Raw genomic sequence first — 12,949 nt, 5'->3', positions numbered from 1 at the left:
GCAGTCATGCGCCAGCTGTACGCTATTGAACCTATAGCTGCCAGCGCACGTCTTTCAAGCGCCAGAGCCCAGAAAGGCTTTGAAAATCATGCGCGTGATCGTTTTGGGTGCCGGCTTGCTCGGCGTGACTTCGGCTTATTTTCTGCAGCAACTCGGCCACGAGGTGACCGTCATCGACCGCCAGGGCGCCCCCGGCGCCGAAACCAGCTTTGCCAACGGCGGGCAAATTTCGGTGAGCCACGCCGAACCCTGGGCCAACCCCAGCGCGCCGCTGAAGGTGCTGCAATGGCTGGGGCAGGAGGATGCGCCGCTGCTGTTCCGCATCCGCGCCGACATGCGCCAGTGGCTGTGGGGCCTGTCCTTTTTGCGCAACTGCACCCCGGCGCGCACGCGCCACAACATTGAGCAGATCGTGCGCCTGGGCACCTACAGCCGCAGCGTGCTGCAGCAACTGCGCGCGGACACGGGCATCCAGTACGACCAGCGCACGCAGGGCATCCTGCACTTTTATACCAACGCCAAGGAGTTCGACGGCGCTCTGGCCCCCGCCGAGCAGATGCGCGGTTTGGGCTGCGAGCGCCAGGTCATCAGCGCCGACGAGGCCGTGCGCATCGAGCCCGCCCTGGCCCACATCCGCCCGCAGCTGGCGGGCGCCACGTTCACGGCCGAGGACGAGTCGGGCGACGCCAACCAGTTCACGCGCGAACTCGCCAAACTGTGCGAGGCGGCGGGCGTGCAGTTCCGCCTGGGGCACCACATCACCGCGCTGCGCGAGGCGGGCGGCCGCATCGACCATGTGGAGGTGACCAACGCCGAAGGCCGCTTCGAGCGCGTGCGTGGCGATGCGTTTGTGCTGGCCATGGGCTCGTTCAGCCCGCTGCTGGCCCAGCCGCTGGGCATCAGCCTGCCCATTTACCCGGCCAAGGGCTATTCGGTGACCATGCCGGTGAAGGACGCGAGCCGGGCGCACCAAGTGAGCCTGACGGACGACGAGTACAAGCTGGTGTTCTCGCGCTACACCAGCGAACGCGGCGGCGACCGGTTGCGCATTGCTGGCACCGCCGAGCTCAACGGCTACAACCGCGACCTCAACCAGGTGCGCTGCGACGCCATCGTGCGCCGCGTGGAGCAACTCTTTCCCGGTGCGGGCGACGCGAGCCAGGCGCAGTTCTGGACCGGCCTGCGCCCCGCAACGCCCAGTAACGTGCCGCTGATCGGCCAGACGAAAGTGGGCAACCTGTTTCTCAACACCGGCCACGGCACGCTGGGCTGGACGCACGCCTGCGGCTCGGGCAAGGCGCTGGCCGACATCGTGAGCGGCCGCGTGCCAGAGGTGGATTTTGCGTTCCAGGGAATGGCCGCAGGACGTGGCGCCCATGCGCTGGTGCCCGCGGCCAAGGTGGCATGAGCCCCCAAAACGGACGAAGCGGCTGCAGCCGCTTCACAGGGAAGGCGCCGGAGCGAAACCACCGCGCCAGGAAAGGCCCGCCACAAGAATTGTGGCGGGCGAGCGGCCCCGTTCAAGGCGATGCCGCACCCGTGGCATGCGCGACAAAGCGTGCCAAAGCCTGCATGTCTTGCGGGCTGATTTTTTCAGCGTAGGAGGGCATCACGCCGATGCCGTTGCGCAACGCGCGCAGCACGCGGTCGGCATCGGGCTTGAGCTCGTCCAGCACCGGGCCGATCTGCCCCTCAGCCCCGGCCGCCTGCAAGGTGTGGCAAACGGCGCAGGCCGGCTGCAGGGTGGTGAACAGCAGCTTGCCGCGCGCTATTTCGGCAGGGTCGGCCGCCACGCTGGCGCCCGCCAGCAATGCCAGCCCACCCGCCGCCAAAGCGCGTGGCAGCCAGCGCCTCGTCGCCAACGCCACGTCAGGCCACCGTCACGGTCACGGCGTGATCGCTCCAGCTGGCGTTGTTGTAGCCGCCCACGTTTTCTTCGCGCTGCTGGGCCTGCACATTGCCTGCCATGTCGGTTGCGCGGCTGGCCAGCACATAGGTACCGACCCCCAGGCGCACTGGCAGCACAAACTGGCGCCATGCAAACCGGCCAAGGTCGGGGCCCACCAGTTGCGCGGCCCGCCAGGTTTGGCCGCCGTCCACCGACACCTCTACGCCCTTGACGGCGTGCATGCCACCAAAGGCCACGCCATGGATCTGCGCCACACCGGCCTTGAGGGGGCCTTGCTCGGGCAGCGGGCCGTTGATCCAGGACTTGACCGTCATTTCCCACACCGAGGGCTGGTCCGGGCTTGCCTTGGTGCCGGGTGGCGACATGCGGTAGCCGTGCTGCATGATGCGCGCCTGCGACTGTGTCGGCGTGAACGCCAGCCGCTTCACGTACTTGATGTTGTTCACGCCCTGGTAACCCGGCACCACCAGGCGCAGCGGCCCGCCATGTGCCAGCGACAAGGGCTCGCCGTTCATTTCCCAGGCCAGGATGGCATCGTCCAGCGCCTTCAGGGGCACCGAGCGCTCGACAAGAACGGTCAGAGGGTCCACACCTTCGGGCAGCTTTTCACCACCGGTTCCGGTGACATACGCCATGCCGTCCACCAGCCCACCCAGGGCGGCCACCACGTTGCGCAGCGGCACACCGCTCCACACCACACAACCGGCGGCACCCACCGTCCACGGCGTACCGCTGGGCTTGCTGGGGAAGAACCCCCGACCATTGCCCGAGCACTGCAGCACCGTGGCGACGGTGTCGATGCCCAGCGTCTTGAGCTCGGCCAGGCTCAGCGTGCGCGGGTTTTTGACGCCCTCGATGGACACGGTCCAGGCATCGCGGTTCTCCAGAACGGCGGCGTCGGGTGCGGGCAAATTGTTGCGAACATACAACTGGTTCGACGGCGTGATCACGCTGGTGCCGAAGGCTGCGCGGCGGGTTTCCAGGGTGCTGCCGCTGTGCACGATCAGCGCATTGGCGCTCTTCCAGCCGGCGTAGCCCGGCAACGGCTTGGGCGTGGCTGCGGCCTGGGCACGTGCAACGCCAGTCCAGCCAGCCAGCCCCAGCGCGCTCAGTGCGGCAGCGCTTCCGGCCAACATGTGGCGGCGTGGCAGTGTCATCGGGTTCTTCATGGGCAGGGTCCTCCGGAAATAAAGGAAACAGGTGAAGTCCGTCTTGCAACGCCGGATCGCCCGACGCCACAGAAGGGGCTTGGCGGATTTTGTGTGGGAAGCCGTTTTTGGCGAAGCGCTTTTGGAGCACAGATGTAAACAGGTGCAACAAATCCGCTGCAGGTGTTCGCAATGTCAAACCCTTGGGGCATATTTGCCAGACGGTTCACCGTGTTGCAAACGCGCACGCCCGGAAGTTGCCAGGCCAAAGCGCGGGCTGCGCCGGATTGCGGCGGGGTCCAAGCAGGGCGCGCCCTGGTGCGGTCTCGCACCGTGGTGGAATCCGACGCCGCACCGTCCATTGCGGCAAGCCACGGTGAAATTGAAGCGCCGCCATTCAACAATTCAAGAGGAAAAACCATGCCCCGCAACTTTCAATGGACCGCTGTCACGCTGGCGTGTCTGCTCGTCAGCCCCTGGGCCCAGGCCCAGCTGACGGCCATCGTGGCGGTGGAACCCACCGCCAAGAAGGCGGCCCACACCATCGTCCGCAGTGCGCTGGAAACAGGCCTGACACAGGCAGCAGGCCAGCCCCTGAAGCTCAGCACCAGCGAAGACCTGGCCGATGTGATGCGGGCCACCCGCAGCGCGGGCTATGACGTGTTCATCGGCCCTGCACAGGTTGCTGCCTCGGCCTTGCAGCGGGGCTATGAACTGGTGGGTGCCACCCAAAAATCCGAGCAATACCTGCTGATCGGCGCAGCCAATGTGCCTGCGGTGGCGGCCATGAAAGGCCAGCGGCTCTATCTGCCGCAGCAGGACTCGGTCTACACCTACATGGCGCGCGGCATGCTCAATGAAGCCGGGCTGTCGTTCCAGGACCTGAAATCGGTAAAGCATGAAAAATACCCGCAAGCAGGCCTGTCCGCGTTGTCGCTGGGCGTTGCGGACGCCACCGTGGTGCGCGCCGATGAATGGGCCGAGTGGTCGGCGGGCCACCCCGGCGTGGCACGCGTGCTGGCCACCTCGCACCCGGTGCCGGGCGGCTTCACGATCGTGGTGCGCAAGGATCTGCCCGCCGATACACGCAGCAAGCTGGGCCAGTGGTTCGGCACGGCCACGGTGTCCAGCGGGCTGACGCCGGTCACCCAGCGCCCCGACGCCCAGGAATACCGCCGCGTGGCCGAACTGGGCCTGTTCACACCCAACGGCCTGCCCGGCGTGACCCGCATTTCCGCCAAGGAGGCGCAGCAGTTGCAGGCCCAGGGCGCCGTGGTGGTGGACACGCGCACCGAGAAGGAATTCAAAGCCAAGCGCATCCGGGGCGCGGTGTTGGCCGCCTACGTGGAGAAAAGCCTCAAGGATGTGGCCTTCAACGCGGCCCAGGACGACTTTCAGGCGTTCGACAAGGTTTCCCTCGACAAGACCAAGCCGGTGATCTTTGCCTGCAATGGAGCCGAGTGCTGGAAGTCCTACAAGGCGGCCAAGGTGGCAGCCGCCAAAGGCTTCAAGTCGGTGTACTGGCTGCGTGGCGGATTGCCCGAATGGGATGCTGGCGGACTGCCCACGGAAGGCGGCTGAGGCCACGGGCATCGCCCGCGCTTCAGACAAACTTCGACAGAAAGCCCATGACTGTCAGGCGCGCGGGTTGCTGACCTGAAGGCTGAGGCCAGCGGCGCACCACCAAGCCAACGGTACGCCAGGTCAGGCGCTACTGCCCGCGCAGCATCACGCGCCAACAAACACCGTCAACACGCCGGTGTAGCCATACAGGTGGTGGTGCGCAATTTCACCGCCGGCGAAAAAACCCACCAATGGCACATCGCCCAGCGCATGCCGCACGATCTGCAGTTCGGCACTGGGGCCGCCAAAGTGGGGGCCGCCCCGGCCCGAGCAGCTCACGTAGATCGCGCCACAGATGCGCCGCCCCGTCTGTGGCAGCGCACCAGCAGCGGAGGCGCCAGGGGCTGCGGCCTGTTGTCCGCCCTGCGCATCGGACGATACCAACGGTGCGGTCTCCAGCTCTTCGGGCGAAAGCTCTTCGCGGATTTCGGCGCAGATGCGCATGAGGTCGGCGCGCGCCGCCGCCACATTGCGCTGGCAAAACGTCAGGTGCATTCCTGGTTCCACATGGTCGGCCAGCGCTACGCCCCGGCGGGTGGCATCCAGGCCCACGATGTGGCGCACACGCGTGTCGGTGCCGAAATGGCCCGTGCGGCGCTGGCCCTGGGGCTGCTCGCCCGCATTGACCAGCCCGGCCAGCGTGGCGCGCACCTTGCGAAGGGCGGGTTGCGGGTCGCCACCGTCCAGAGAAACCTCCAGCGTGTCGAGCAGCACATCGAGCGCAGGTTCGCCATCGAGCTGCAGCACCACGTTTTCGTGCGCGGCGGTGATGGTGTGCTGCACGCCCACGGGCTGGCAACCTTGCGTGACACGCGACACCAGCGCCACCCCGGCGCCAAACGCCACACCCGAAAGCCCGCCGTCAAACACCCCGCTGGCGCCGCCCTGCCCGGCCATGTTGCCGTCCCCCCCCACCGCAAACTGCACGTTGTTGCTGCGGCTGGCGCTCAGCCCCCCAAACAGGTAACCCGTGGCGGTGCGCGCAGCCATCTCGTCCAGCAGCTCGGCCAGTTCGGCGGTATGGCCATCGGCATGCACCAGCGCGGTGTAGGCCTCGAACCCGCTGGCCGGATTGCGCGGCAACGGGGCCACACCGGAAAACACGCGGTACTGGTCGGCGGGCACGTCCAGCAGCATCACGGAGAGCGCGGGCTCGTCAAAATACTCGGCGTTGCTGGCCGAGACGCCCACGCCCACGGTGCCGCTCCAGTCGGTCACCTCGGACAGTTCACTGCTCAGATAGTCGAACAGCGCCTGCGCTTCGCTGGCGTAGTGGTCGGTGATGTAGAGCAGGCCCAGCGTGGGTGCGGATGCGTATTCGGGCAGGGACATCTGTGCCCGCAACTGGGCCAGCACGAGTGCGGCGGCCATGCGCCACTGGGGGTGGGTGGCATGGCCGGTGGGAAATAGTTTCATGGTGTGACCTCTCGGGCAGTGGCGGGCGCTGCCCGCAGCACCGCCAGATCAGTGATCTCAGCCCGCCGACTTGCGCGGTGCGCGGCGGGCCGTGGCTTTTTTGGCGGCGGGTTTCGCGGCGGGTTTGCTGGCAGATTTGGCAGGTGCCTTTTTTGCAGCAGACTTTTTGGCAGCGGGCGCTTTGGCCGCACCGGCAGCAGCGCGTTGGCCGGCCTGCATGGTCTCTATGCCCTTGGCGGCAAACTGGCTGGCCATGTCGGTGGCGGTCTTCATGGCTTCTTTGGCCAGGCCGGTGGCCACGTTATGGGTGGGATCGATGCTGGTCTGCTTGGCGGCGTCTTTCAGGGCGTTGGCCGCGATCTGCTGGAACTGGCTGGTCAGCGCGCCCCACCAATGCATGGGGTCCACCACGGATGGCTCGGGGGCCTGGGAGCCCTTGGAATCGTCGGCCGGTGCGGCCTGGGCTGGCTTGACGGGTTCTGCGGGCGCAGGCGCAGCGGCGGCTGGCGCGGGGGTTGCTGCAGCAGTTGCAGCTGCCCGGCCGGCAAAGGTTTCGGCAGCCTTTTGCATGCTGCCCATCACGCCGTCGGCAGGCTTGAGCTTGAAGGCGCTGGCCACGTCGCCCATGCTGAAGTTCATGCCCTTGAGCGTGGCCAGCGTCATCTTTTGCACCTCCAGCGCCTGGACGGTGGCGGTCAGGGCGCGCGAGTTCTGCTCCAGCCAGAACTGCACGGCCTTGAGTTCGTCGATGCGTTTTTCCAGCTCTTCGACGCTGATGGTGGGCGCCACCCAGTTCGACAGGTTGGGCAGCTGGGGAATGCTGCTGGAGGCCCCTTTGGCCAGGCTTTGCAGAAAGTCAAAGCCGGGGACGAATTTGCCGAAACCGAAGTTGGATGTGTCGCTCATGGCCGCTCCGCAATAGGTGGGTCTTTGGCACGCGCCCCGCAGGGCGTCGTGTTGGCACAGCTTACTCCAATGCCTTGCGTTCCGGAAAGCCCCCGGTGCTCAGTGCTTGTTTCCGTGCGCTGCGCCTTGGCCCATGCCGGAGGCCGCTGCTCCAGGTGCTTGCGAGGCCACCGGCAGCTGCAGTGGCAGCTGGGTTTCGGCGCCCTTGGCATCCTGGAACACCAGGGTCACAGGCACGTTGGAGCCCTTGGCCAACGGAGCCTTCAGGTCCATCAGCATGACGTGGTAGCCGCCGGGCTTGAGCTCGACGGTTTTGCCGGCAGGCAGGTCGAGCGCGGGTATGGCGCGCATTTTCATGATGTCGCCTTCCATCTTCATCTCGTGCACTTCGACCACGCCGGCTGCTGGCGACTCGGCGCGCACCAGGCGCGCGCCGTCTTTGGCAGTCAGGCGCATGAAGGCACCCGTGGCCTTTTGGCCCTGCACGGTGGCACGCGCCCAGGCGCCGTCCACCGCCACGGGGGCAGTGGCTTGGGCGTGGGCCTGGCCGGCAAGCAGGGCAAGGGCGAAGAGTGCGGGACGGGTGATGCGGTGCAGTGTCATGGGGTTCTCCTGGGTAAAAAACGAATGGGAAACAGTAAAAGGGAAACAGTGAAAGGGGAACAACGTCAGCGGGAGGCCGCGTGCTGTCGACATTGCCACAGACAAGGCCTTCGGCGCAGGCGCGGAAATCTTCTGCCTGCCCGGCTTGCGGCCTGCAAACCGCTGCACACCTTGGCCAGCGCTGGCCCAGCCATGGCATGGGCGCGTCGCGCATTCAGGTAGCGCGGGCGCGGGGTCGATTCGCATAGGGCACTGGACACATCCAGCGCCGCGCAGCTTGGGTGCACGCAGCCTCCTGATTACAAGCCAAATTGGCCTCTAGCGCTTATCGATAAAGCGCAAACAGCTATTATAATAATAGCAAAATCAGAAGACAGCTGGGGGCCCGCGCGGCGGCAGCGGCGCGGCTGTGCGGGCCGCAATGTGCGCTGGCGGGGCAGAACCCAGGGCATGCGACGGGGGGCGGGCGACCGGCAACACTGCCGACGGGGGTGGCGGGGGTACACCGACATGGGCGCACAGTGGGCAGTCCAGCGTGTGGCTGGGAGTCTCCCGGGCGCCTTCATCGCTTTTCGCCACCAATTTGATGGCACCCGAGCCCGCGCAAATCAGCTCTACGGCCTGCGGACTGACCAGCGGCGAAGCCACGGCCACGCCGATCGACAAGGCAAACCACGCCAGCGCAAGGCGCGCGAACCAGCGAAGGTGCCGAAGGGTTTGCAGGAGGTGCCGCATGACGGCGCTGATTGTAGGGTGCCAACCCGCCATGGCCTTGACCGGGGTCATCTGAGCGACGGACTTCGCCGGTGCGCTCGCCTACGATGTGGGCTTCCACCCCACGACACCGGAGACAACCCCCATGCTGACACTCTGCGGCTTTTCAGCCAGCAACTACTACAACAAGGTCAAGCTCGCCCTGCTTGAAAAGGGCCTGCCCTTCACCGAAGAACGGGCCTGGGTGGGCGAGACCGACCCCAGCGCCACGCCGCTGGGCAAGGTGCCCTACCTGCGCACACCCCAGGGCACGCTGTGCGAATCGGCGGTAATGACCGACTACATCGAGGCCGCCCACCCCCAGCCCGCCCTGCTGCCTGCCGACCCGTTTGCCGCCGCCAAGGTGCGTGAGCTGATCACCTTCATGGAGCTGCACCTGGAACTGGTGGCGCGCAACCTCTACCCACAAGCCTTCTTTGGCGGTACCGTCAGCGAGTCGGCCCGCGAGAAAGTGGGCGTGCAACTGGAGAAAAACATTGCCGCCTTCGGCCAGCTGGCAAAGTTCAGTCCCTTTGTGGCGGGCGACAGCTTCACGCTGGCCGACTGCGCCGCCATCGTGCATCTGCCGCTTATCAGCGCAGCCACCAAAATCATCTATGGCCGCGACTACCTGGCCGACCTGCCGGTGCGCGACTACCTCGCGCGCATGGCCGAACGCCCCCATGTGCAGCGCCTGAACGCCGACCGCAAAACCAGCACCGCCGAAATGCTGGCCCGCCAACCCAAGCGCTGAGCACGCGCTGGAAAGAAGGGGGGGGAAATCCGGCCGCAGCAGCCGCCAGAAGCTGCAGATGCATCGGTTTCCTCCGTGCCATGCCGGGCTCCCCGCACGGGCTGTGCAGCCTCTTCTTGACCCTTGTCAACGCATGGTGGGTACCTCGGGCGCACCATGGAGGTGTTAGACCATTCCCAAGGAACCCTCGCATGGACCCCCATCTCGCCGCCCCCTTCCGCCAGCAACTGCTTGCGCAGCAATCCGCGCTTTTGGCCCAGTTGGCAGAGCAACGGGGGGGCGTCATCGGCCGGGCCGAGGCAGCAGCGGACCATTTTGGGCAGCCAGAAGATCCGCGTGCCCAGTTGGCCACTGAACGCGAGCTGGAATTTGCGCTGGACGAGCGCGAAACCGCCCACCTGGCCGCCGTGGTTGCGGCCCTCACACGCATCGAGGCCGGCACCTATGGCGAGTGCACCGATTGCGGTACCCATATCACCGCAGCCCGCCTGCACGCCACACCCGAGGCCGCGCGCTGCGTGCACTGCCAGGAAAAGGCCGAGCAGCACCGCCGGGCAGCCTGAGCAATCCTTTTTTTCTCCACTTCTTTACTTCAAGAAAGCATTTTCATGAGCACTTTTCACGCCGTTGTCTGGATGGACCACTCCGAAGCCCATGTGGTGATGTTCGACCGCGAACACACCGAGGCACAGCGCATCAAATCCCGCAGCCACCACAAGCACCAGGGCAAGACAGAAGACCTCAGCCTGTTCTTTGCCGACATCGCCCAGGCCCTGTCGAACACGCATGAAGTGCTGCTGGCAGGCCCCGGCCTCGCGCGCAACCAGTTCCGCGACTGGTGCGCCAAGCACAACGCTGCAGTGGCCGGCGCGGTGGTGGACTCGGTCGCGGCAGACCATCCCTCGGACGCTCAGCTGGTGGCCATGGCGCGCCAGTACTTCAAGAAGTTTGACAACATGGCGTCCGACCCGTCGATGGCCTGAACCCGGCCAGCCTGGCGGGCCTGATCGGCCCCGCCAGGCCGGTGCCTTGGCTGCTATCCTTTGCAGGATGCGCAGCCTTTTTCATTTCGCCTTTCATGTCACCGACCTGGATGCGGCGCGACGCTTCTATGGCGGCGTGCTGGGTTGCCAGGAAGGCCGAAGCACCAACACCTGGGTGGACTTTGACTTCTTCGGTCACCAGATCGCACTGCATCTGGGCACACCATTCGCCACCGCCCGCACCGGCCATGTCGGCGACCACCTGGTGCCCATGCCCCACTTTGGCGCTATTTTGGAGTTGCCCGACTGGCATGCACTGGCTGCGCGCCTGCGTGCTGCCAACACGGCCTTTGTGCTGGAACCCCAGGTGCGCTTTGAGGGCCAGCCCGGCGAGCAGTGGACGATGTTCTTTCACGACCCGAGCGGCAACCCGATAGAAATCAAGGGCTTTCGTACACTGGACAGGGTGTACGCGACATGAGCTACACCTTCGCGTCCGCCACGATCTTGCTGCTGCTGATCACCGATCCGCTGGGCAACATTCCCATTTTTGCCAACGCGCTGCGCGGCGTGGCACCCGAACGCCGGGCGCGGGTGATCCTGCGCGAGGTGCTGATAGCGTTTGCACTGCTGCTGGTGTTTTTATTCTTTGGCGCGCAGTTCCTGCGGGTGATGAACCTGAGTGATTTGTCGCTGCAGATCGCCGGGGCAGTGGTGCTTTTCCTGATCGCGCTGCGCATGATCTTCCCGCCCGACGCCGGACCTCCAACCGACCTGCCAGGCGAGCCGCTGATCGTGCCCTTGGCCATCCCTGCGCTCGCAGGCCCCTCCGCCATGGCCACCGTGATGCTGCTGGTGGCCCAGGCGCCCGAGCGAAAGATGGAATGGGTGGCCGCCCTGTGCGTGACCATGGCGGTGTGCGCGGTGGTGCTGCTACTGGCCGAGCGCATACAGCGCCTGGTGGGCGAACGCGTGGTGATGGCGTTTGAACGCCTGATGGGGCTGATCCTGGTGGCCATCTCGGTGGAGATGCTGATCCGCGGAATCAAGCAACTGGCGCATCAGCTGTAAATCCCGCGTCCTTGGGGACTGCACGCCCAGAGCATCCCGCGTGAATGCGGCGACCGAATCGCCGCGCAGGCCTATTTGCGGGCAAGGACCGGGAGAGCACCCAGCGCGAAGACCGAATTGGGCACTCCGGCACGGGCCATCAGCGGTGCGGGACGGCGTGCCAGTTTTGCACGGGCCACCACCGGTGACTCGACCCGTACGCCACGCGCCTGTTGCTCGGCCACCAGATCGCGCAGCGTGACAGACTGGAGGTATTCCAGAACCCGTGCATTGAACGCCGTGAAGAGCGAGCCGGTCATGGTCACCATTTGCGACGACCCGTTAGAGGCTGGCGCAGCCTCCTCACCTGGCTTGTGGTTCTCTACCGCCACCACGATGTCGGCAACCGACACCTGCTCGGGCTTGCGGGCCAGGGCATAGCCGCCTCCAGGCCCGCGTGTGCTGTCAACCAGCCCGGCCCGTTTGAGGGCGCTAAAAAGCTGCTCCAGATAAGACAGCGATGTCCCCTGGCGCGCACTGATCGTGGAGAGCGCAACGGGCCCGGTGTTCTGTCGCATTGCCAGGTCGGTCATCGCAGACACGGCAAGTTGGCCTCTGGTGGTAATTCGCATCTTCACTCCTTGTGAACATTGATACCTCCGAGCCCCGGGAAACCCTTTCCGGCTCGGTCCATGAAAACAATATAGCGGCTGAAACACTTCGCGTATATTCGTTTTATCGAGAAAAATAGTGCGGTTTTTTCGAACTATGGTGTTTCATCATGAACTTCAAGCATCTCAAATACTTCTGGACAGTTGCCAAGGCTGGCGGCGTGGTGCGCGCCGGCGAGCAACTGCACACCACGCCCCAGACGCTGTCAGGGCAAATCAAGCAGCTGGAGCAGTGGCTCGGTCACGACCTTTTTCGAAAGCGCGGCAGAGGGCTGGAGCTGACCAGCGAAGGGCGGGTTGCACTGGGCTACGCCGAGCAGATTTTTGCGCTGGGTGACGAGCTGGAAAAATCCGTCCGCCTGTCGCGCGACCAGGCAAAGACGCTGGAGTTTCGCGTGGGCATTGCCGATTCGGTGGCCAAGCCGGTGGCCTATCACTTGCTGGAACCGGCGCTGGGCCTGGCGGATCGCGTGCACATGATTTGCCACGAAGGAAAATTCCCGGAGCTGTTGGCCCAGCTCACCCTGCACCGCCTGGATCTGGTGATTGCAGACGAGCCGGTATCCCGGAAGGTGGGTGTCAAGGCCTTCAACCATGCCCTTGGGACCAGCGCCATGAGCTTCTTCTGCGCCCCTTCACTCGCGCGGCAACTCCAGGGCCCCTTTCCGCAATGCCTTCATCGTGCACCCATGCTGATCCAGGGCCCCACGTCTTCCGTGCGCCAGCAACTCGATCACTGGTTCAACAAATACCAGCTCCAGCCGCTCATCGTCGGAGAGTTCGACGACAGCGCCCTCATGAATGCCTTTGGTCGGGAGGGTCGAGGCGTTTTCACCTCTCCCAGCGTTCTGGAGGACGAAACCATGGCGCAGTTCGGCGTGGAGATCGTGGGCAAGACATCCGAGCTGGTGGAGGAGTTCTTCGCCATCTCCGTCGAGCGCCGCATCACCCACCCCTGTGTTTCCGCCATCACCCGGGCCGCCAGGGCAAAGCTGTTTGCGCTGTAGGCGCGCTGCCCAAAAACGGCATGAACAGAGCGGCCCTGTGGGCGCGGCGTTCGGTGCGTTAAAAAGCTGCGGCCACCGAACTGCCAACTTGGTGATGGCGCCCGGGTACCAGTGCGCAAGGCGGGT

Annotated in this window: 15 protein-coding genes; 8 read left to right on the top strand and 7 right to left on the bottom strand. The window is 65.4% G+C overall.

The window, feature by feature from the left end:
- Window positions 1–88 precede the first annotated feature (88 nt).
- Window positions 89–1,408 (top strand): D-amino acid dehydrogenase, encoded by a 1,320-nt coding sequence (locus tag K226_RS0105675; RefSeq protein WP_024813883.1) that lies wholly within the window; start codon window positions 89–91, stop codon window positions 1,406–1,408.
- 112 nt (window positions 1,409–1,520) lie between these two features.
- Here the strand turns inward: K226_RS0105675 and K226_RS0105670 are convergent, their stop codons facing one another.
- Both K226_RS0105670 and K226_RS0105665 read right to left on the bottom strand, forming a co-directional pair.
- On the bottom strand, window positions 1,521–1,868 hold the full coding sequence (locus K226_RS0105670) for a cytochrome c (RefSeq protein WP_024813882.1): 348 nt from the start codon (window positions 1,866–1,868) through the stop codon (window positions 1,521–1,523).
- Between the two features lies 1 nt (window position 1,869).
- A complete protein-coding gene (locus K226_RS0105665) occupies window positions 1,870–3,078 on the bottom strand; it encodes a sulfite oxidase (protein ID WP_024813881.1) in 1,209 nt (402 codons plus the stop codon).
- 399 nt (window positions 3,079–3,477) lie between these two features.
- Between K226_RS0105665 and K226_RS0105660 the strand changes: the two genes are divergently transcribed.
- A complete protein-coding gene (locus tag K226_RS0105660) occupies window positions 3,478–4,638 on the top strand; it encodes a rhodanese-like domain-containing protein (RefSeq protein WP_024813880.1) in 1,161 nt (386 codons plus the stop codon).
- Window positions 4,639–4,785: 147 nt separating this feature from the next.
- On the opposite strand, the gene K226_RS0105655 is transcribed toward K226_RS0105660, so the two are convergent.
- From K226_RS0105655 to K226_RS20170, 4 genes are all read right to left on the bottom strand, one after another.
- Window positions 4,786–6,096, bottom strand: coding sequence for an FIST N-terminal domain-containing protein (locus tag K226_RS0105655; RefSeq protein ID WP_024813879.1), 1,311 nt, complete (start codon window positions 6,094–6,096; stop codon window positions 4,786–4,788).
- Window positions 6,097–6,153: 57 nt separating this feature from the next.
- The gene (locus K226_RS0105650) at window positions 6,154–7,002 is read right to left on the bottom strand and encodes a PhaM family polyhydroxyalkanoate granule multifunctional regulatory protein (protein ID WP_024813878.1); all 849 of its coding nucleotides are present in this window, start codon (window positions 7,000–7,002) and stop codon (window positions 6,154–6,156) included.
- Window positions 7,003–7,101: 99 nt separating this feature from the next.
- The gene (locus K226_RS0105645; protein WP_024813877.1) at window positions 7,102–7,605 is read right to left on the bottom strand and encodes a copper chaperone PCu(A)C; all 504 of its coding nucleotides are present in this window, start codon (window positions 7,603–7,605) and stop codon (window positions 7,102–7,104) included.
- A 366-nt stretch (window positions 7,606–7,971) separates the two neighbouring features.
- Window positions 7,972–8,340 (bottom strand): DUF2946 family protein, encoded by a 369-nt coding sequence (locus tag K226_RS20170; protein WP_035240899.1) that lies wholly within the window; start codon window positions 8,338–8,340, stop codon window positions 7,972–7,974.
- 124 nt (window positions 8,341–8,464) lie between these two features.
- On the opposite strand from K226_RS20170, the gene K226_RS0105635 reads away from it, so the two are divergent.
- The 5 genes from K226_RS0105635 to K226_RS0105615 all read left to right on the top strand — a co-directional run bounded on the left by K226_RS0105635 (window position 8,465) and on the right by K226_RS0105615 (window position 11,166).
- Entirely contained in the window at window positions 8,465–9,112 is a 648-nt protein-coding gene (locus K226_RS0105635) for a glutathione S-transferase (protein ID WP_024813875.1), read from the top strand.
- 191 nt (window positions 9,113–9,303) lie between these two features.
- Window positions 9,304–9,675, top strand: a complete 372-nt coding sequence (locus tag K226_RS0105630; RefSeq protein ID WP_024813874.1) for a TraR/DksA family transcriptional regulator — start codon at window positions 9,304–9,306, stop codon at window positions 9,673–9,675.
- A 45-nt stretch (window positions 9,676–9,720) separates the two neighbouring features.
- The gene (locus tag K226_RS0105625; RefSeq protein WP_024813873.1) at window positions 9,721–10,095 is read left to right on the top strand and encodes a hypothetical protein; all 375 of its coding nucleotides are present in this window, start codon (window positions 9,721–9,723) and stop codon (window positions 10,093–10,095) included.
- 67 nt (window positions 10,096–10,162) lie between these two features.
- The gene (locus K226_RS0105620) at window positions 10,163–10,576 is read left to right on the top strand and encodes a VOC family protein (protein WP_024813872.1); all 414 of its coding nucleotides are present in this window, start codon (window positions 10,163–10,165) and stop codon (window positions 10,574–10,576) included.
- Complete coding sequence (locus tag K226_RS0105615; protein WP_024813871.1) at window positions 10,573–11,166, top strand: MarC family protein; 594 nt, start codon at window positions 10,573–10,575, stop codon at window positions 11,164–11,166. The genes K226_RS0105620 and K226_RS0105615 overlap by 4 nt, the downstream gene beginning before the upstream one ends.
- Window positions 11,167–11,237: 71 nt before the next feature.
- On the opposite strand, the gene K226_RS0105610 is transcribed toward K226_RS0105615, so the two are convergent.
- Window positions 11,238–11,777, bottom strand: a complete 540-nt coding sequence (locus tag K226_RS0105610; protein WP_024813870.1) for an Rrf2 family transcriptional regulator — start codon at window positions 11,775–11,777, stop codon at window positions 11,238–11,240.
- Window positions 11,778–11,926: 149 nt separating this feature from the next.
- On the opposite strand from K226_RS0105610, the gene nhaR reads away from it, so the two are divergent.
- Window positions 11,927–12,823 carry a transcriptional activator NhaR gene (nhaR, locus tag K226_RS0105605; protein ID WP_024813869.1) on the top strand — a complete coding sequence of 299 codons (897 nt, stop codon included), beginning with the start codon at window positions 11,927–11,929 and terminating at the stop codon, window positions 12,821–12,823.
- Window positions 12,824–12,949 lie beyond the last annotated feature (126 nt).

The sequence above is a fragment of the Acidovorax sp. JHL-3 genome, assembly GCF_000526295.1.
GTDB classification, from domain to species: Bacteria; Pseudomonadota; Gammaproteobacteria; order Burkholderiales; family Burkholderiaceae_C; genus Acidovorax; species Acidovorax defluvii.
The sequence above is the reverse complement of the archived record's forward strand: the minus strand, read 5'-3'. Positions and strand labels throughout refer to the sequence as shown.